Here is a 17,080-nt window from a genome sequence, read left to right as displayed (position 1 = left end):
ATCGTGGATGATTTAGGCTATGTCAAAAAGTCAGAGGCAGAAACCTCGGTACTGTTTGAACTCATCGCGCACCGCTATGAGCGGCGCAGTCTGCTGATTACGGCGAATCAGCCCTTCAGTCAGTGGGTGAAATGAACCCCGAAAAATAGACCACTCCGAAAGCGACAACGAGTCTAATTAGGAGTAGGATCAAGTGCATGTCAAATTCAGCGAAAAAATACACCCCCCAATTCAAAGCCAAACTTGTCTTAGAATTGCTGCGTGGCGAAAAGACACAAAGCGAAGCGAGTCGAGTGCATGGAGTGCATCGCAGCGTGTTGACCCGCTGGCAAAACGAATTCGTCGAACGAGCACCTGTGGTGTTTGGCGAAGTCGGACAAGTCACGGAAGCAGAATCCCGAATTGCAGAACTCGAACAGATGGTGGGGAAATTGACGATGCAATTAGAGATTGCAAAAAAAGTATCGAGTCTTTAAGTGACGATCGCAAACGTGAGATTGTTGAGGAATTACACCCCCAGTATTCGATGCGGCAGTTGTGTGAAGTGCTGTCGGTGAATCGCAGCAGCTTATACTATCACCCGGTTGAGCCAGACCGAGAATCCGAAACTGAATTGAAACAGCAGATTGACCACGTTGCCGGGGAATTTCCGCGCTATGGGTATCGCCGCATCACCCAGCAACTAAAACGCCAGGGAGTCGTGGTCAACCACAAACGAGTGGCACGACTGATGAAGGAAATGGGATTAGCCGGGAAAGCCCCGAAACGGCGATGTCGAACCACAAATAGCAATCATGCGTTTGCGCGTTATCCAAATCGCGTGGCAGGATTGCAGATTGAGCGACCGAATCAAGTTTGGGTGGGAGACATCACGTACATTCGATTAGGAGAAGGCTTCGTTTACCTGGCAGTGTTAATGGATGTATTCACTCGTTGTATTCGCGGCTGGCACTTAGGACGAGGATTAGATCACAGTCTAACTCTGACTGCATTGCACCAGGCGTTAGAACATCACCAGCCGGAAATTCATCATACAGACCAAGGGGTGCAATATGCTGCGACTGGATACGTTGACGTGCTGAAACAGCGGGGTGTGCAAATCAGCATGGCAGAAGTGGGAGAGCCAACGCAGAATGGCTATGCAGAACGACTGATGCGAACGATTAAGGAGGAGGAAGTGGACTTATCGGAGTATCGCAACTTTGCAGAAGCGTATCAACAGATCAAGACGTTTTTGGAAGATGTGTACATGAAGAAGTGGATACATTCGTCAATTGGGTACTTAACGCCGATTGAGTTTGAAGATGAATGGAAGAAGGAGCAGTAAAATAAATGCGAAAGTGAACGGAACAAGCAGTATACTAATGAGAAGACAAATACTGCCAAAAGAACAATTGAGTGTGAGTGTGAGTAAGAAGAGAAACAGTAAGACGAACACGAAGACAAATGAAAGAAGCAGTATACTGATGAATGAGTAAATGCTGCTAAAAATTCGGAGTCACTGGTCTAGTTTTAAGGGTTCATTTCAACCCAAGAATCGCTGAATAATGCGCTGCGTCATGCAGGGGCAAGTGCGATCGCAATCCATCTCGATTACACTCTAAAGCAGCTTCAAATTACGATCACCGATAACGGCTGTGGGTTCGAGATGGATAGACTCACGAGTGGATTCGGCATCAAAGGAATGCGACAACGTGCCGACCTGATTGGGGCACAGCTACACATTCAGAGCCGACTAAACCAAGGAACTCAAATCGAGTTAAGCTTACCATTGGGTTAGAAACTGGGAGGATTTGTATGCAGTATCAGGTGTTTATTCAGCATCCAACCGAACAGCGTTTTGTCGCATCGATCGTAAATGTCCCCGGTGTCAAAGCGGAAGGGCAAACCAAAGAACAAGCGATCGCGAACGTGAAAGCAATGCTGGAATCCCAACTAGCAACGGGCGAATTTGTCACGATCGAGGTTGAAGCTCAGCAACCTCGGCAAGACGATGATCCTTGGATTAAGCATCAGGGGATTTTTGCGGATGATCCGACATTTGATGATTTCCTGGCAGAAATGGCAGCCTACCGTCAACAGGTGGACGCTCAAGAGGCTGAAGCATGACCTGCTACGTTTTGGATACAGATCATCTCAGTCTCTACGAACGGGGTCATCCTCAAGTCAGTGCCCATATTCTCAAAACTCAACAGAATTCGGACGATCGCTGAACCGTGACGGTGATCAGTGTCGAGGAACAGTATGCGGGAAGACTGGCTCAAATTCGGAAAGCGAGTACCACAGAAGCGCTGGTCATGGCTTACAGACGATTGCAACAAACTTACCATCTGTTTACCGATCTACCCGTTCTGGAGTACAGTTTCACTGCGGATCAACGGTTTCGTGAGTATAGAAGCGCAGGTATCCGCGTCGGCACTCAAGATTTACGCATTGCTTCCATTGTCCTAGCACAGGATGGTGTCCTTTTAACTCGGAATCTGCGCGACTTTGAAAAAGTTCCCGGCTTGAGAATTCAGGATTGGTCAAGTTAGCGCCGTATCAAAGCCGTAGGGTCTAGCATTGCTGAGATTTTAGCCGTGTATGGATTGGGAGGAATTGCGATCGCAGGACATTAGGCTTGTGTCAGAGAGCCTTTTCGAGGAGAATAGTGCAAATCTCGTGCGGGGTCGCGACCCTGAAAAGCACTATGCTGATTAGCCTGACCCGACCGATCCGCGTTCTGATTGCTGACGATCATCCGGTCGTGCGCGATGGCTTGGCTGCGATTCTCAACACACAACCTGATTTAACCGTCGTCGCGCAGGTGAGCAATGGTAAAGAAGTAATTGAGGAGTTTCGACAACACCAGCCCGATGTCGCGATCGTCGATCTGAGAATGCCTGAAATGGGCGGAGTCGAAGCGATTCAAACGATTTGTCAGGAGTTTCCCGAAGCGTGCTTTATCATGCTAACCATTTACGATGGCGACGAAGACATCTTTCGTGGCTTTCGGGCAGGAGCTAAGGCATACTTGCTCAAAGATACGCCCTGCGAAGAAATTATCGAAGTGATTCATGCCGTCTGTGAAGGACAGCGCTATTATCCGAACCATGTAAGCGAGAAGCTTGCGGCTCGAATGGACTTTCCGGGGATGAGTGAGCGAGAACGCGAAGTCTTGCTACTGATGGCAGAAGGAAAAACGAACAAAGAGATTGCAGCCGCGATCGGGATTGCCGAAAGTACAGCGCGGTTTCATGTGTCGAACATCATGGATAAACTGGGAGTCAACGATCGTACCCTCGCTGTGATGACCGCACTGAAACGGGGCATCATTCGGCTCTGAGGGTTTAACTGGTCATTCTGCTAGGTGAAAAACTGGTCATTCATCTAGCTCCATTAATCTCGATCGAGCAGTACTGTAAGGGTACTCATCCCTGATTCAGGAGGCTGCCAGTGAGTACACCCCCTCATTCTCCTTCTCTCTTTGTCCTACGTCCTTGCGACCATGTTCAAGGCGATGCAGGAGCCGCAGTCACCCTGATTCACTATGGCTGTTATACCTGTCCGCTCTGTGCAACGCTTCACCTGATTTTGTCTGATCTACTCCTCGATTTCGAGTCTCAGCTTCGAGTCGTCTTTCGCCATTTTCCGACACCAGACCCGACAGAACAAAGCCTTCATGCAGCGGAAGCGGCGGAAGCGGCAAGCGCTCAGGGCAAGTTCTGGCAAATGCACAATTTGTTATTGACGCATCAGGATGCACTCGGCGATGGGGAACTGGTGGAATATGCGATCGCGATCCAGTTGAATATCCCACAGTTTTTACGGGAGATGCGGCAGGATGTGCATGTCGAGCGGGTGAGTTCTGACCTCGAAAGTGGGCTTCAGCTTGGAGTCGATCAAGTCCCTGCGGTCTTCATCAATGGACATCGGTATCGCGGCGACTGGAATTTCGATGCCTTAAGTGCTGAAATTAAGGCTGTGCTAAAACAGTCTCAACTGATTTGAAATGGCTTTAAAGAATCAGGATCGATCGTCAAAGAGGTTGTTATGACTGCTGATTCATCTCCTTCGCAAAGCGTCACTGAAAACCGATCGCAGACCTTAGTTCCGATTCTGCCCGACATTCCGATTTTGTCTAGCAGTCATGCAGGTTGGCAAGGAATCTTAGTCGAATACTATGCTTATCCAGCCTATGAAATTCCGGAGTACTGCTTTAACGAACATAAGATCGCACTGCATACAAAAATGCCAGACTCGATTCAGGTCGAGCGGGTCTTGGATGGAAAACGCCAGGTCGAACATCCAAGCGGTGGAGAAGTGATCGTGGTTCCCGCCAATACACCCCATCAACTGTGTTGGAATCAGCCCGCAGAGTTTATGGTGCTAGCGCTCGATCCCTTTTCACTGACAAAAGCTGCCTACGAATGGATCGATCCCGATCGCGTTGAGCTATGTCCTCAGTTTCCTACTGCTGACCCACTGATCTATCAGATTGGTATGACGTTGAAAACGGAATTGCTCTGCCACAGTGCCCAAGCGATCGAGCCAAGCCGAACGGATCGGCTGTATATCGACTCGCTCACGACCACGTTATCCGCGCATCTATTAAAGCATTACACCCGTCGGCAATCGGCATCGCTTGACTCGCATCGACTGCCAAAAGCGATCTTAAATCAAGCGATCGACTATATTCAAGAACATCTCGATCAGGAGATTGGATTGAATGACTTAGCAAACTATTTGGGATTTAGTCCTTGTTACTTTGCCAGTTTATTTAAGCAATCGACTGGAATTTCACCGCATCAATTCATTATCCAGCGTCGTTTGTGGAAAGCGAAAGAGCTACTCAAAACAACGAATTTGTCGATCGTCGAAATTGCGCTTCAGTGTGGATTTACGAACCAAAGCCACTTTGCTAAGCAATTTCGGCAGCACTTTTCGCTGACTCCAAGTGCTTATCGACAAACAATCTAAACCTAGAAAGAATTGAACAATTTTCAAAAGAATCGACCAGACAACGATCAGGATTGTTAGTACTCTAATCGTTAGTTACAGCCGCATCACCTCTAATTTCCCTTCACGGAGGAACCGCTATGACCGTCACCTACAGTTCACCCATTGCTCTGCCCCAATCGCCGATCAAGCAAGCCAAGATGTACATCAATGGCGAATGGAGATCGGCTTCTGATGGTAAGACTCGCCCCACCATTAGCCCAATTACAGAGAGTGCGATCGCAGACATTCCCGAAGCAACCGAACAAGATGTCGAAGATGCGATCATGGCTGCCCGTCATGCTTTTGATCACGGTTCTTGGGCAAAAATGACCGGACACGATCGCCAGAAAATCCTCACTCGCGCTTCCGAATTGATGGAGCAGTATGCAGATGATTTGGCACTCTGCGAAACGCTCGATATGGGTAAAGCGATTCACTTTGCTAAAACGATCGATGCTCGATTGATTGCTGATTTGTTTCGCTACTATGCAGGCATGGCTCCTGAAATCGATGGTGCAACTCGTCCCGTTTCTCCCCCGCCCGATCACACTCCGAAGCACGTCACGATTGTTCGAGAACCATTAGGCGTAGTTGCTGCAATCACCCCCTTTAACTTTCCATTGTTACTCGCTGGAACAAAGATCGCGGCGGCACTTGCGGCTGGAAATACCGTGATTCACAAGCCTGCGAGTGCCACTCCTCTATCTGCGATCAAACTGGCAGAAATCTTTGACGAAGCAGGATTGCCTCCAGGTGTCTACAACATGATCACAGGTCCCGGTGGTCGAGTGGGCGATCAGTTAGTCAAACATCCTGCGATCAACAAAATTAGCTTCACAGGCTCAACTGAAGTCGGCATTGGCATCATTCGCAACAGTGCAGAGACGCTGAAGAAAACCACAATGGAACTCGGTGGAAAGTCTGCCAATATTGTGTTTGCCGATGCGGATCTAGAAAGCGCGATCGCGAATGTTTTTTTCGGCATCTTCTACAACAAAGGCGAGATTTGTACGGCTGGTTCACGGCTTGTAATTGAGCGATCGATTCACGATGCAGTGATTGATGGATTAGTGAACTACGTGAGCCAAATCAAGATGGGAAATCCGCTTGATCCCGAAGTTCTATTTGGTCCCCTTGCCGATGCAGGACAACTGAAGAAAGTGATGCAGTACGTCGAGTATGGCATTCGAGACGGGGCGACTCTGAGATATGGCGGCGAGCGATTCTATCCAGAAGGAACGGACGGGAAAGGTTACTACTTCCAGCCCACAATTTTCACGAATGCCAACAATCAGATGCGGATTGCTCAGGAGGAGATTTTTGGTCCTGTACTAACCGTCATTCCATTTGATACTGAAGAAGAAGCCATCCAAATTGCGAATGGAACGAACTATGGTTTGGCTTCTGCGGTGCATACTCGCGACATCAAGAAAGCGTTCCGAGTGGCGAATGCAATGCAGGCTGGAACTTGCTGGATCAACTGCTACAACGTCTATGATGTTTCAGTTCCCTTTGGCGGCTACAAGGCTTCTGGATTTGGGCGCGAGTGTGGCAAAGAGGTGATGGAGAACTACACGCACACTAAATCGATCTGGATTGATTTGAGCTAGAGAGAAATCAGGATTCAACAAACGCCATAGTGGAAGTTGGAACACACGCTGGCTCTGTGTTCCGCTTCTGAATCATGACAATTCGCACTCTGTAAGATACTGCAACAAAAACGCAATCATTTGTAAAGGCTTACCTAGCCGATCGACTAGCACTTTTCCTTGCTAAGAGTGCAACAATACAAGTGCGTTTCATGTCCCGATTTCCCTTCACCCAGAGCTATGAATGATCCTCCCGTCACGATCGATGTGATCAAGCAAGTTAAACCGGGCTGTGAGTCCGAGTTTGAGCAGGCACTGACCGATTTAATTACTGCTGCTGAGGGGTTTGATGGACATCTCGGAGCAAATGTCTTTCGCACTGGTTCTGAGTACCGGGTTGTCTTCAAATTCAATCATTTATCGAGTCTGCAACAGTGGGAGGCATCTGCGATTCGTCGCAAGTTACTCGATCGAGCCGAACGTTGCACCGTTGGAGATGGAAAGTTTCAAGTGCTAACCGGACTTGAAACCTGGTTTACACTCACGCCGCAACAAGCGATCGTGCCTCCACTGCGGTACAAAATGCTAGTGGTCACTTGTTTAGCTGCCTTTCCAACTCTAAACGTGGTCAATCTTGTACTGCAACCTTTGCTGCAATCTGTACCTGTGTTGCTGCGAACTTTGATCTCAATGATATTAATGTTAACGCTGATGACTTATGTGATCATGCCACGCATGACCAAGCTATTTGCCGCTTGGCTCTATCCCAAATCCCTGTAGGAGATTTCTTATGACAATTTTAGTATCAGGCGCAACGGGCAACATTGGCGGAGAAGTGATTCGACATCTGCTAGGACAAAAAGCTGCGATTCGGGCATTGGTGCGCGACCCGAAAAAAGCAGCAAAACTCGAAGCTCAAGGAGTCGAACTTGCCCAAGGAGATTTCAGTCAGCCAGGGAGCTTAGAGGCAGCATTACAAGGGATTGATGCTGCTTTTTTAGTCATGCCCAATGATCTTCATCAAGTCGAACTTGAATGTAATTTTATTGATGCCGCAAAACACGCTGGAGTGCGTCACCTCGTTAAATTATCGGTACTCCGAGCAGGAGAAATTCCGAGTTCGCTGCAACAATGGCATCGCCAAATCGAAGAACACCTCGAAGCATCAGGCATGACCTGGACGCATCTGCGCCCGAATATGCTGATGCAAAATATGCGCTGGTTTATTCAAACAATGGCACAGCAAGGCGCGTTCTATCACTCGATTTCAGGTGATACTCCTATTTCCCATATGGATGCTCACGATACTGCTGCCGTTGCCGCCCTTTGCTTGAGTGAACCCGGACACGAAAATCGATCTTACGATCTGACGGGATCGCAAGCTGTGACGTTTGAGCAAGTGACCGAATATTTTGCTAGTGCCTTGAATCGTCCTCTTCAGTTCGTGCAAGTGACCCCTGCGGACATGAAGGCGGCGCGACTGGCAAATGGTGAACCGGAATGGTATTTAGACGCAGAAGCACAGTTGTTTGAGCATTGGCAAGCGGGAGCCGGATCAATGATTACGACTACGTTTTCTGATCTACTTCATCGATCGCCCAACACCTTTGAAGCATACGCGAAAGACTACGTTCAGACTCACGCTCAAGACTTCCAAACCCCTGTAGGAGCTTAATCATGCGGACTGCTTTTGGACTCGATATTCCGATGACGCTTGAAGATGTGTGTCATCCTGAGAAAATGGCGCTGCTAGTGTATGACATGCAAGTTGGAGTCGCGCAACAGTTGCCCGGTGCAGTGGAGTTTATTGCCCAAGTGAAACAAGTTGTGGAAGCGGCGCGATCGCACAAAATCCGAGTCTTTTTCTCGCGTCACACCACCTTACCGAAAGAAATTGCAGGCGTTTCGCAACTCAAAGGCGCAATGGCACTACAGCGAGTTTCAACCGTCGCGGAGGTTCAGCCGAATTTCTTACCCGATTCTGCGGCTCATGCCATTGTTCCCGATCTCGCTCCATTGCCCTCCGAGGTGGCATTTGACAAGCTCACAATGTCGGCGTTTGTTGGATCGTATCTCGATTTAGCTCTGCGGGATGCGCGGATTGAAGCGATCGCAGTAGTTGGTGCAGTTCTTGAATTTGGCATTGAACCGACGATTCGCAATGGTGCAGATTTGGGCTATACCTCGGTACTAATTAGCGATGCTTGCTTCTCATTTTCGGAGCAGAATAGGGCGAGATCGCTCTCTAATCTCCAGTCCGCAGGTTTAATCACGGATAGCAATACCTTCAAGACCACCTTAGATCGAGTGCATCAACACCATTGAGGGAAAAAGACTTGCAAACCTAAAAGGACAATCACACCAATGACTTACATCCAAGTTGCACCCAATGTAAATCTCTCCATTCAAGACTGGGGTGAGGGTAAAACAATTCTTTTCATTCCAGGCTGGTGTTATGGGCATGAGATGTTTGAATATCAGTTCACTCACCTCACAGCTTCTGGGTATCGGTGTATTGGTATTAGTATGAGGGGGTTTGGGCAGTCTGATCAACCGTGGCAGGGGCATAACTTTGACACCTATGCCGACGATTTGAGACAAGTCATTGATTGCTTAGATCTGAATGACATTACTCTAGTTGGTTTTTCGATGGGTGGTGCGATCGCATTACGCTACATGGGCAAACACAAGCAAGCCAAGGTTGCTAAATTTGTGCTTCTAAGTGCAGCAACCCCCTGTCTGACAAAGAAGCCAGACTTTACGCAGGGTTTAGATAAAACTCCCTATGATGATCTCATTGCAGCCTGTTATCGCGATCGCGCTGCAATGAACGAAACCTTCGCGAAAGTTACTTTCCACAGTGCAGTCAGTCCCGCATTTCTCAACTCGATTGTCAACATGGGGATGCAAGCATCACCGATTGCAACGATCCAGTGCCTTGAAGCATTACGCGACGCTGATTTGAGGGCTGATCTCAAGACCGTGACGGTTTCAACCCTTATTTGTCATAGCAGGAATGATCAAGTTGCCCCCTTTGAAATCACAGCAAAAGTCAACCACGAGGGCATTCAGAACTCGACTTTGATTGAGTTTGAGAACAGTGGGCATGGTCTGTTCTTCGATGAAAAGGACAAACTCAATCAGGAACTTATGAAGTTTATTGGCTAATTCAAATTTGATTGGAAGGGAAATTCATTATGATTCACATTCATGCTTACGCCTCTCCCCCAGAAGCATTTTTGGTCAACTCATTCTTGATTGAAACGCCTAATGGTGTCGTGGTAATAGATACACAATTTCTAGTGACTCCAGCTAAAACTCTAAAGCAGAAAATCACCGCTCTAGGAAAACCTATACTTGGCGTGATCATCACGCATCCGCACCCCGATCACTACAACGGAACAGCGATTCTCTTAGAAGGGCTAGAGACTATACCGATCTATTCCACAGAGGCGACTTATGAGGGAGTGAAAGCAACAGAAACGCCTAAACGCGAATTTTGGACACCCACTTACCAGGAGGAGTACCCCAAATCAACCTTATTACCCACCCATATCGTCACTCCTGGAAAACCGCTGATATTCGACGGCGTAGCGCTGTTGCTGGACGATTTGGGTGCTGGAGAAGCTTCAGACATCACAGTGATTTACCTGCCAGAACACCGTCAACTGATTGCCTCTGATTTGGTGTACTACCGAGTTCATCCTTGGCTGGCTGAAGGACGATCGCAGCAGTGGCTCAAACAACTTGAGTTGGTGAAAGAACGATACAGCGAGGCTATCCAAGTATTTAACGGTCACGGTGAGCATTCGACACTTCAAGGTCTAGATGAACAAGTCGATTACATTACTTCATTTCGGGATTTAGTTGATCAATATCGTCAAGAGGATAGGGTTGGCGAAACACAAAAGGCAGAAATTCGCAAGATCATGCTTGAGACCTATCCCACTTATCCGCTCGATTTCTTGATTGAGATGAATGTGGACGGTGTTGCTAAAGAACTTGGAAGTTAAGTTAGCAATCAGAATACGAGCCATTTATTTAAGGAGTAGCTTATGAGCCAAACATCGCAACGTATAGCATTAGTAACGGGTGTTGGTCGTCCTCAAGGCATTGGATTTGAGGTCTGTCGCCAACTTGCAAAACAGGGTCTGATGGTGATTTTAACAGCACGAGATGCTGAAAAAGCAGAGTCTAATGCCAAGCAGTTAACTGAACAAGGGCTGAATGTTTTACCTAAATGCTTGGATGTCTCAAGCGATCGCAGTGTCCATCAGCTTGCAACCGAAATCGAGGCAGAGTTCAGCAAACTCGATGTTTTGGTCAACAATGCTGCGATAAACTTCGACTTTCAGCAACCAACGATCGGGGTTGATCTCAATACCGTGCACGAAACGCTGGAAACCAATTTCTTCGGAGCTTGGCGGACTTGTGAAGCATTTCTACCATTAATTCGTCAAAGTGAACATGGACGCATTGTGAACGTTTCGAGTGAAGCGGCTTCTTTCTCATCGCCGGATGGTATGGCGAACAAGGGTGGAGTTTTGCCATCCTATTGCGTTTCTAAAGCAGCACTCAATGCTTTCACTGTCAAATTTGCAACTGCTCTCAAAGACACTGGCGTTTTGGTTAATGCAGTTTGTCCTGGTTATACGGCAACTTATCCTGGAGCCGAAGCGATTGGGGCACGTCCATCTGAGGAAGGAGCAGCAAGTGTGATGTGGGCGGCATTACTGCCGGACAGTGGTCCAACAGGGGGATTTTTCAGGGATGGTAAACCTTTACCTTGGTAGAAGCTCAAGGCATTTCGCTCTCTACATCTCTTGAAAGTCTGAAAGATTTAGTAACAAAGTCGCGATGGCGCAGATGTGGGCTATACCTCAGTACTAATTAGCGATGCTTGCTTTTCGTTGAAATTATTGCTGTTCTCCAACTAATGCTCAACTCTTTCAATCAAGTAAGTTAATCAGAAAGAACAATGACCTCTGAACTAGAAAATCAAAACCTAATCGTTGCTCACATGTTTGTTGAACAATTTCTGGGTAAGGGAGATATGGATGTGGCAGAAAAAGTGTTAGCGGAAAACGTGCAGGCAACTACAGGATTAAAGCCAGATGGTCCAATCAATGGGCGCGAGCAGTATAAGCAAATCTTTGCTGCCTTTTTTGAGGCTTTTCCGCCTGTTGACGATCTTGTGATTGAAGATAGCTTTGCCACCCGCGATCGCGCAGTTGTTCGCTTTCGTTCAAGACAGAAACACGCGAAAGACTACTTTGGCATTGCTGCTACACAACGAATTATTACTTTCATTGAAACTCATGTTATGCGAATACAAGATGGCAGGATTGTTGAGAATGTCGTCAGCGCGACAAATCTAGAGTTTGAGATGTTGATGGCTCCAGTCCTGTCCCCGTTGATTCTCAAGTAAACAAAAACTGACATTGAAGGCGGAAGCATTGTTAGATCAAAATTTGTCAAGTAGAGCATCAATAATATGAACCAGAAAATTTGTGTGATCGTTGGATTTGGAACCGGAGTGAGTACAGGCGTTGCGAAAGCTTTTGCCAAAGAAGGCTACTCGCTTGCCTTAATCGCTAGAAATCTTACTAAGTTAGAAGACAATGCTCAAGAGCTAAAAACAGCAGGCTATCCTGCTCATTCGTTCGTAGCAGATGCCAGCGATGAAACTTCTCTGAGGCAAGCATTCAATCAAATTCAGGCTGAACTTGGAGATCCGGAGGTTTTGGTTTATAACGCCTTTGCAGCCACACCTGGAAAACCAACTTCACTCGATGCTGAAATTCTTGTTTCAGATTTTCGCGTCAATGTTGCAGGGGCACTCACCGCCGTTCAACAAGTTCTACCCGCGATGCAAGCTAACCAGAAAGGCACGATTCTTTTTACTGGAGGAGGATTAGCATTGAATCCCTTTGCGGATGTTTCGTCTTTAGCCATTGGTAAAGCAGGCATTCGCAGTCTAGCGTTTAGCTTAGCGCAGGAACTAGGCAGTCATAGGATTCATGTCGGGACTGTGACGATTTGTGGCATGGTTGAACCTGGAACACACTTTGATCCGGATACGATCGCTCAATCTTACATTGCTCTACACAAACAACCGATAGACGCTTGGCAAACAGAGATCGTCTATCAATAGGAGAACTAACATCATGAAAATTGGTATCATTGGCGGCGGCAACATGGCGAGTGGGTTAGGTAAATTCTGGGCAAAGAACGGGCATGAATTGATGTTCAGCTTTTCTCGCAGTGAGCAGAAGCTGAAAGACCTAGCCCAATCTGTGAGCAATACGGCTCAGACTGGAACGCCTGCGGAAGCGGTTGCATTTGCAGATGTGGTACTTTTAGCTGTTCCTTGGGGAGCAGTTCCCGAAGCATTACAAGCCGCAGGATCGCTCTCTGGCAAAATTCTCTTTAGCTGTGTCAATGCGATCAAACCCGATATGAGCGGAATGGCGATCGGCACGACTACTTCAGCCGCCGAAGAAATCGCGAAATTGGCGCCCCAAACACGAGTGGTTGAAGGTTTACCCTTGTTTGCGGAAGTCTTACAGTCAGGGAGTACGCATTTCAATGGGCAGGAAGCAACCGTGTTTTACTGTGGTGATGATGCGGAGGCGAAAGTGATCGTTGCAGGTTTACTCAGAGAAACAGCAGTCGAAGCGATCGATGTGGGTTCTCTCAGCACTGCCCGTTACATTGAACCCGCAATGATGGTGCTAATTCAACTCGCTTACGTACAACAGAAGGGACAGGTTGCGTTTAAGTTGTTAAGTCGTTAACGGATTAGGATGATCAAGAGAGGTGTTTGATGAGGACTACAAATCTCAGAGCTAATCAGCTTTCGCCTGAAGCGTATGAGTGGTATTTGAAATATTTAAAGGCGTTAGATACTTTGGATATTGAAGCATACGGCAAATTCTTGGCGCAGGATTGTTCCTTACAATCCAATAATGAGCCTCCAATGGAGGGTAAGGACGCTGTGATGCAAGGACTTGCCAGTTATTGGACAACCTTTGCAAGCCTAGAACATGAATTGTTGAACATCTACGGTAGCGACTCATCTTTTGTGCTTGAGGCGTTGAATCATTACAATCGTCACGATGGTAAAGCCGTCAACCTCCCGTTGCCTTCACTGATCGTAACGAAGAGGGATTGGTTACTTCAGTTCGACTTTACACTGATACCACACCACTATTTACGTAATTGAGATTTAGCGTCGCTACCCTTTTGCACCAATATTGAGTGTGGGAAAATAAATTATGACTTCAAGAGTTTGGTTAATTACTGGCAGTTCTACGGGATTCGGTCGGGCACTAGCAGAAGCGGTGTTAGATCATGGCGATCGCTTAGTTGCAACCGCCCGCAAACCCGAACAATTGCAAGAGCTTGTCGATCGCTATCCTGAAACGGCAAAAGCGATCGCGCTCGATGTCACGAATCCTGAACAAGTTCAAATCGCACTCCAGCAAGCACAACAAGCATTTGGGCAAATTGATGTTTTAGTCAACAATGCAGGTTATGGATTGATTGGCGCACTCGAAGAAGTCACTGAAGAGCAAATACGCCGCAACTTTGAAACCAACTTGTTCGGGGCAATTAACATGATGCGAGCAATACTGCCGATCATGCGTCAGCAAGGAAGCGGTCACATTCTCAATCTCTCTGCGATCGCAGGTTTCTCGAATGAACTCGGCTTCTCCATCTATGGCGGTGCAAAATTTGCCCTAGAGGCGTATCTGAAGCATTACGGGGCGAGGTAGCTCCCTTTGGCATCAATGTTACGATCGTTGAACCTGGACCCTTTCGCACCGACTTTATTGGGCGATCCCTCGATCGAGCGACTCCAATGCCAGAGTATGAACCGACAGTCGGTAAGTTTCTCAATTTTCTCAACACAATTGAGGGCAAGCAACCTGGTGATCCGACAAAAGCAGCAAGAGCCATCATTCAAACGGTGAACTCTAAGAATCCGCCGTTGCGACTCGTACTAGGCAACTATGCTTACACTAAGTTTCGCAAGAAGATCGAAACATTGACGCAAGAGTTGAATGATTGGGAAGCGATCGGCATTAACACCGACTTTGAGACATAACTCATCGCTCGATATCAATCAACAACGCACCTGTTTTGCCAAAGGTTGTTCAATTCACTCATCTAGTAGAAAGAAGTCTATGCCTGATTACCAGCTTGCCGACATTTTTGCTCAGACTCCAGAAGCGATCGTACCCAACACCACGATCGCAGAATTTCCCGTCAATACTGAAATGACGCCCAAAATTCGGACAAGAGGCTAAGAGTAGTATTCTTGTTCAATGGAGAACAACATTATGTCAGGTACTCGTCGTCAACACAGTGCAGAATTCAAAGCCAAGGTCGTCTTGCAGGTCTTGAACCTTTTTTCTGATGGAAAAATTGCCAAGATTTTCAAAGTTCGTGAAATAAGAGCAAGGTTCGAGAATTAGCGATCACATACGGTTGGCAAGAGAGACGAATCATGCAACGTCAGAATCCCTCATCCACAGACTTATTTCAACAAAAATCCTCGTTGCGGATTCTCCAGCATGAACCGATTCTTTCGAGCCATTCAGCAGGATGGAAAGGTGTTCTACTGCGTCACTATCATCTGCCACCCCATGAATTTTCGGAATACTGTCCTCAACAGCATGTGATCATTGCACATTATCAGCAACCCTCCAGCGTCGATCGCACTTTAGACGGGCAGAAAAAAAGCTTAGTGATGGGGCGTGGAGAGATTACGGTTGTGCCTGCTCATGCACCTCACCAGGCTAGTTGGAATGAAGCCCTAGATCTGATTGTGCTGATTCTTAATCCTGAGTTTATTTCTCACGTTGCTCATGAATGGATCGATCCTAGTCAGATTGAACTTGCTCCCCACTTTTCAAATGCTGACCCGTTTGTTAGCCAAATTGGATCGCTCCTGAAAGACGCATTGCAAACCTCTGGAGCAGAAAGCCGATTTTATGCAGAATCAATGGCAGTCGCCTTGGCTGCTCATCTGATCAGACACTACTCTGTTAAAAACGTTGCGCCGCCAAATCCTCTGGGGGGGAGCATCCCAAATGTGCAAATCTGAAACAGATGTCATAAAGTGAAGAGGTTCTCCGTTTAGGAGTAGAACTGATGACTCCAGATCAACAAGCCCGACTGAAAGCCTGCATCCGAGAAGCTGCCAGTATTCTCTACGAAGCAAGAGAACAAGAGATGCAGAGTCTTGAAGACATTGAGCGCACGGTGCGAGAGCAGGTATTAAAGGAAGTTGCGCCAGAGATCGGAAATTTTTTATCGAGCAAGTCACGCACACTGTCAGCGAGCGAACGCGGCAGGTCAAAAGCTGTATCGGAGAGCTAACGCTCCATCAGCAACAAGCCGAACGCCTAGAGGTCGAGCGCTATACCCGCATCAGTCCAATGCTGAGACAGTGCTGTTTGCGCTTAAGCGCCACTGAATCGTATCAACAAGCAGAATTAGACCTCTTCGCCTTGACGGGCATTCATGTGGGACATAGTGACTTGCACCGATGGGTGCAGCAAACAGAACTCGATGACCTTGAGATTGAGGAAACCATTGAGGAAATCATTAGACCTCCTGCATGAATCAATTTGAATGAGTCAACTCATAGTTGAGGAAGCCTGCAATCAAGTTGAAGCGCAGCCCAAAACGCTTACGACGGTTGCGATAGCGCTCTGCAAGGATGCGAAAAATCTTCAGCTTCCGAAACGTGTGTTCGACTGTGATCCGAACTTGGGCTAATTGTCGGTTAAATTGACGCTCCTCCTTGGAGAGCGGCTGATGCCGCGACTTCTTGTAGGGCGTACAACTGTAAGCATGAAATTTAGCAATTCCCTGGTAGCCTCGGTCTGCGACCCAGAGTTGTTCAAGTTGGGTCGGTAGTTGAGCTTGCTTGAAGATGCGGAAATCATGCCGTCGCCCCTGGTCAAACGCGGTGCAGACAATTAGTCCACTCAGATAGTCCACCACCACTTGCGCTTTCAGCGTATGCCATTTTTGCTTGCCACTGTAGTAGAGTCGTTGTTTTTTTTTGGACGTTCAATCGGACTCTCGCTAACATCAATCAGCAGAATGTTCCGCTGGGTTTCGGGCGAGTGCAAGGCTTTTTTGCCGGGTAAGCGGAACTCTCCCGACTGCATCAAAATGTCCTCAATCTTGCGAACCCTACGTCCTACCGTCGTCTCATCAATCCCCCAACTCTGCCCAATGTGGAACTGGGTGCGATATTCTCGCCAATATTCCATCGCAATCAGCAACTGGTCTTCCACTCCAAATTTGCCTTGTCCGCCCCGTTTGCCTTTGCGCGTCAGCTTCGGCTTGAGGATGTCCACCATTTTGTCGAAGGTTTCACGCTTCACCCCGCACTTGCGTTTGAAAGATTTGGGCGGTAGGTGTTGAATCCGAGCAAACATAGACGTTCTCCTGAGCATGGGTTTATCCCTTCTTTCAGGGCGATCGCACTC

The 17,080-nt window shown here is 47.5% G+C and carries 25 protein-coding genes and 1 pseudogene; 25 read left to right on the top strand and 1 reads right to left on the bottom strand.

The features are described from left to right. The 25 genes and pseudogenes from ACQ4M5_RS36045 to ACQ4M5_RS35925 form a co-directional block, all read left to right on the top strand. Nucleotides 1-126, top strand: a pseudogene (locus tag ACQ4M5_RS36045) (ATP-binding protein); the annotation flags it as partial. Between the two features lie 71 nt (nt 127-197). Next, nucleotides 198-1,327 (top strand): IS3 family transposase gene (locus tag ACQ4M5_RS36040; RefSeq protein WP_430680612.1). Its coding sequence is split into 2 segments (ribosomal slippage): nt 198-453 and nt 453-1,327, totalling 1,131 coding nucleotides; the frame shifts between segments, so codons are not numbered across the junction. Between the two features lie 195 nt (nt 1,328-1,522). Next, entirely contained in the window at nt 1,523-1,780 is a 258-nt protein-coding gene (locus ACQ4M5_RS36035; protein ID WP_430680613.1) for an ATP-binding protein, read from the top strand. 17 nt (nt 1,781-1,797) lie between these two features. Continuing rightward, nucleotides 1,798-2,109, top strand: coding sequence for a type II toxin-antitoxin system HicB family antitoxin (locus ACQ4M5_RS36030; RefSeq protein ID WP_430680611.1), 312 nt, complete (start codon nt 1,798-1,800; stop codon nt 2,107-2,109). Between the two features lie 107 nt (nt 2,110-2,216). Next, nucleotides 2,217-2,534, top strand: coding sequence for a type II toxin-antitoxin system VapC family toxin (locus ACQ4M5_RS36025; RefSeq protein WP_430680610.1), 318 nt, complete (start codon nt 2,217-2,219; stop codon nt 2,532-2,534). A gap of 155 nt (nt 2,535-2,689) precedes the next feature. Continuing rightward, complete coding sequence (locus ACQ4M5_RS36020; protein ID WP_430680609.1) at nt 2,690-3,325, top strand: response regulator; 636 nt, start codon at nt 2,690-2,692, stop codon at nt 3,323-3,325. A 110-nt stretch (nt 3,326-3,435) separates the two neighbouring features. Further along, entirely contained in the window at nt 3,436-3,990 is a 555-nt protein-coding gene (locus ACQ4M5_RS36015; RefSeq protein WP_430680608.1) for a DsbA family protein, read from the top strand. 42 nt (nt 3,991-4,032) lie between these two features. Further along, a complete protein-coding gene (locus ACQ4M5_RS36010) occupies nt 4,033-4,959 on the top strand; it encodes a helix-turn-helix domain-containing protein (RefSeq protein WP_430680607.1) in 927 nt (308 codons plus the stop codon). Nucleotides 4,960-5,078: 119 nt separating this feature from the next. After that, nucleotides 5,079-6,590: an aldehyde dehydrogenase family protein gene (locus ACQ4M5_RS36005; RefSeq protein ID WP_430680606.1), complete on the top strand. Its 1,512-nt coding sequence runs from the start codon at nt 5,079-5,081 to the stop codon at nt 6,588-6,590. A 219-nt stretch (nt 6,591-6,809) separates the two neighbouring features. After that, nucleotides 6,810-7,349, top strand: a complete 540-nt coding sequence (locus ACQ4M5_RS36000) for an antibiotic biosynthesis monooxygenase (protein WP_430680605.1) — start codon at nt 6,810-6,812, stop codon at nt 7,347-7,349. A 10-nt stretch (nt 7,350-7,359) separates the two neighbouring features. Further along, complete coding sequence (locus ACQ4M5_RS35995) at nt 7,360-8,244, top strand: SDR family oxidoreductase (RefSeq protein ID WP_430680604.1); 885 nt, start codon at nt 7,360-7,362, stop codon at nt 8,242-8,244. 2 nt (nt 8,245-8,246) lie between these two features. Then, a complete protein-coding gene (locus ACQ4M5_RS35990; RefSeq protein WP_430680603.1) occupies nt 8,247-8,894 on the top strand; it encodes a cysteine hydrolase family protein in 648 nt (215 codons plus the stop codon). A gap of 39 nt (nt 8,895-8,933) precedes the next feature. Further along, the gene (locus ACQ4M5_RS35985; protein ID WP_430680602.1) at nt 8,934-9,737 is read left to right on the top strand and encodes an alpha/beta fold hydrolase; all 804 of its coding nucleotides are present in this window, start codon (nt 8,934-8,936) and stop codon (nt 9,735-9,737) included. A 29-nt stretch (nt 9,738-9,766) separates the two neighbouring features. After that, nucleotides 9,767-10,582, top strand: coding sequence for an MBL fold metallo-hydrolase (locus ACQ4M5_RS35980; protein WP_430680601.1), 816 nt, complete (start codon nt 9,767-9,769; stop codon nt 10,580-10,582). Nucleotides 10,583-10,624: 42 nt separating this feature from the next. Then, entirely contained in the window at nt 10,625-11,362 is a 738-nt protein-coding gene (locus ACQ4M5_RS35975) for an SDR family oxidoreductase (RefSeq protein ID WP_430680600.1), read from the top strand. Nucleotides 11,363-11,547: 185 nt separating this feature from the next. After that, nucleotides 11,548-11,997, top strand: coding sequence for an ester cyclase (locus tag ACQ4M5_RS35970; protein WP_430680599.1), 450 nt, complete (start codon nt 11,548-11,550; stop codon nt 11,995-11,997). Between the two features lie 66 nt (nt 11,998-12,063). Then, nucleotides 12,064-12,723, top strand: coding sequence for an SDR family NAD(P)-dependent oxidoreductase (locus ACQ4M5_RS35965; protein ID WP_430680598.1), 660 nt, complete (start codon nt 12,064-12,066; stop codon nt 12,721-12,723). 13 nt (nt 12,724-12,736) lie between these two features. After that, complete coding sequence (locus ACQ4M5_RS35960; protein ID WP_430680597.1) at nt 12,737-13,366, top strand: NADPH-dependent F420 reductase; 630 nt, start codon at nt 12,737-12,739, stop codon at nt 13,364-13,366. A gap of 29 nt (nt 13,367-13,395) precedes the next feature. Continuing rightward, the gene (locus ACQ4M5_RS35955) at nt 13,396-13,794 is read left to right on the top strand and encodes a nuclear transport factor 2 family protein (protein ID WP_430680596.1); all 399 of its coding nucleotides are present in this window, start codon (nt 13,396-13,398) and stop codon (nt 13,792-13,794) included. 52 nt (nt 13,795-13,846) lie between these two features. Beyond that, nucleotides 13,847-14,347: an SDR family NAD(P)-dependent oxidoreductase gene (locus ACQ4M5_RS35950; protein ID WP_430680595.1), complete on the top strand. Its 501-nt coding sequence runs from the start codon at nt 13,847-13,849 to the stop codon at nt 14,345-14,347. Between the two features lie 86 nt (nt 14,348-14,433). Next, nucleotides 14,434-14,679, top strand: coding sequence for a hypothetical protein (locus ACQ4M5_RS35945; protein WP_430680594.1), 246 nt, complete (start codon nt 14,434-14,436; stop codon nt 14,677-14,679). A gap of 79 nt (nt 14,680-14,758) precedes the next feature. After that, nucleotides 14,759-14,881, top strand: coding sequence for a hypothetical protein (locus ACQ4M5_RS35940; protein ID WP_430680593.1), 123 nt, complete (start codon nt 14,759-14,761; stop codon nt 14,879-14,881). Nucleotides 14,882-15,081: 200 nt separating this feature from the next. Next, nucleotides 15,082-15,681, top strand: a complete 600-nt coding sequence (locus ACQ4M5_RS35935) for a hypothetical protein (protein WP_430680592.1) — start codon at nt 15,082-15,084, stop codon at nt 15,679-15,681. 47 nt (nt 15,682-15,728) lie between these two features. Further along, on the top strand, nt 15,729-15,956 hold the full coding sequence (locus ACQ4M5_RS35930) for a hypothetical protein (RefSeq protein ID WP_430680591.1): 228 nt from the start codon (nt 15,729-15,731) through the stop codon (nt 15,954-15,956). A gap of 59 nt (nt 15,957-16,015) precedes the next feature. Next, nucleotides 16,016-16,201 (top strand): hypothetical protein, encoded by a 186-nt coding sequence (locus ACQ4M5_RS35925; protein ID WP_430680590.1) that lies wholly within the window; start codon nt 16,016-16,018, stop codon nt 16,199-16,201. A 1-nt stretch (nt 16,202) separates the two neighbouring features. Here the strand turns inward: ACQ4M5_RS35925 and ACQ4M5_RS35920 are convergent. Next, nucleotides 16,203-17,029 (bottom strand): IS5 family transposase gene (locus tag ACQ4M5_RS35920; RefSeq protein ID WP_430680577.1). Its coding sequence is split into 2 segments (ribosomal slippage): nt 16,203-16,648 and nt 16,648-17,029, totalling 828 coding nucleotides; the frame shifts between segments, so codons are not numbered across the junction. Between the last annotated feature and the right edge of the window lie 51 nt (nt 17,030-17,080).

This window comes from Leptolyngbya sp. AN10 (genome assembly GCF_050565645.1).
Lineage (GTDB): Bacteria > Cyanobacteriota > Cyanobacteriia > Leptolyngbyales > Leptolyngbyaceae > Leptolyngbya.
Note: the sequence above shows the minus strand (reverse complement) of the source record. Positions and strands in the feature narration are given on the sequence as shown.

Excerpts from the sequence above, each read along its gene's own strand:
- ACQ4M5_RS36030 (WP_430680611.1), top strand. The coding sequence starts at position 1,798 with ATGCAGTATCAGGTGTTTATTCAGCATCCAACCGAACAGCGTTTTGTC.
- ACQ4M5_RS36020 (WP_430680609.1), top strand. The coding sequence starts at position 2,690 with ATGCTGATTAGCCTGACCCGACCGATCCGCGTTCTGATTGCTGACGAT.
- ACQ4M5_RS36010 (WP_430680607.1), top strand. The coding sequence starts at position 4,033 with ATGACTGCTGATTCATCTCCTTCGCAAAGCGTCACTGAAAACCGATCG.
- ACQ4M5_RS36005 (WP_430680606.1), top strand. The coding sequence starts at position 5,079 with ATGACCGTCACCTACAGTTCACCCATTGCTCTGCCCCAATCGCCGATC.
- ACQ4M5_RS36000 (WP_430680605.1), top strand. The coding sequence starts at position 6,810 with ATGAATGATCCTCCCGTCACGATCGATGTGATCAAGCAAGTTAAACCG.
- ACQ4M5_RS35995 (WP_430680604.1), top strand. The coding sequence starts at position 7,360 with ATGACAATTTTAGTATCAGGCGCAACGGGCAACATTGGCGGAGAAGTG.
- ACQ4M5_RS35990 (WP_430680603.1), top strand. The coding sequence starts at position 8,247 with ATGCGGACTGCTTTTGGACTCGATATTCCGATGACGCTTGAAGATGTG.
- ACQ4M5_RS35985 (WP_430680602.1), top strand. The coding sequence starts at position 8,934 with ATGACTTACATCCAAGTTGCACCCAATGTAAATCTCTCCATTCAAGAC.
- ACQ4M5_RS35980 (WP_430680601.1), top strand. The coding sequence starts at position 9,767 with ATGATTCACATTCATGCTTACGCCTCTCCCCCAGAAGCATTTTTGGTC.
- ACQ4M5_RS35975 (WP_430680600.1), top strand. The coding sequence starts at position 10,625 with ATGAGCCAAACATCGCAACGTATAGCATTAGTAACGGGTGTTGGTCGT.
- ACQ4M5_RS35970 (WP_430680599.1), top strand. The coding sequence starts at position 11,548 with ATGACCTCTGAACTAGAAAATCAAAACCTAATCGTTGCTCACATGTTT.
- ACQ4M5_RS35965 (WP_430680598.1), top strand. The coding sequence starts at position 12,064 with ATGAACCAGAAAATTTGTGTGATCGTTGGATTTGGAACCGGAGTGAGT.
- ACQ4M5_RS35960 (WP_430680597.1), top strand. The coding sequence starts at position 12,737 with ATGAAAATTGGTATCATTGGCGGCGGCAACATGGCGAGTGGGTTAGGT.
- ACQ4M5_RS35955 (WP_430680596.1), top strand. The coding sequence starts at position 13,396 with ATGAGGACTACAAATCTCAGAGCTAATCAGCTTTCGCCTGAAGCGTAT.
- ACQ4M5_RS35950 (WP_430680595.1), top strand. The coding sequence starts at position 13,847 with ATGACTTCAAGAGTTTGGTTAATTACTGGCAGTTCTACGGGATTCGGT.
- ACQ4M5_RS35945 (WP_430680594.1), top strand. The coding sequence starts at position 14,434 with ATGCCAGAGTATGAACCGACAGTCGGTAAGTTTCTCAATTTTCTCAAC.
- ACQ4M5_RS35940 (WP_430680593.1), top strand. The coding sequence starts at position 14,759 with ATGCCTGATTACCAGCTTGCCGACATTTTTGCTCAGACTCCAGAAGCG.
- ACQ4M5_RS35935 (WP_430680592.1), top strand. The coding sequence starts at position 15,082 with ATGCAACGTCAGAATCCCTCATCCACAGACTTATTTCAACAAAAATCC.
- ACQ4M5_RS35930 (WP_430680591.1), top strand. The coding sequence starts at position 15,729 with ATGACTCCAGATCAACAAGCCCGACTGAAAGCCTGCATCCGAGAAGCT.
- ACQ4M5_RS35925 (WP_430680590.1), top strand. The coding sequence starts at position 16,016 with ATGCTGAGACAGTGCTGTTTGCGCTTAAGCGCCACTGAATCGTATCAA.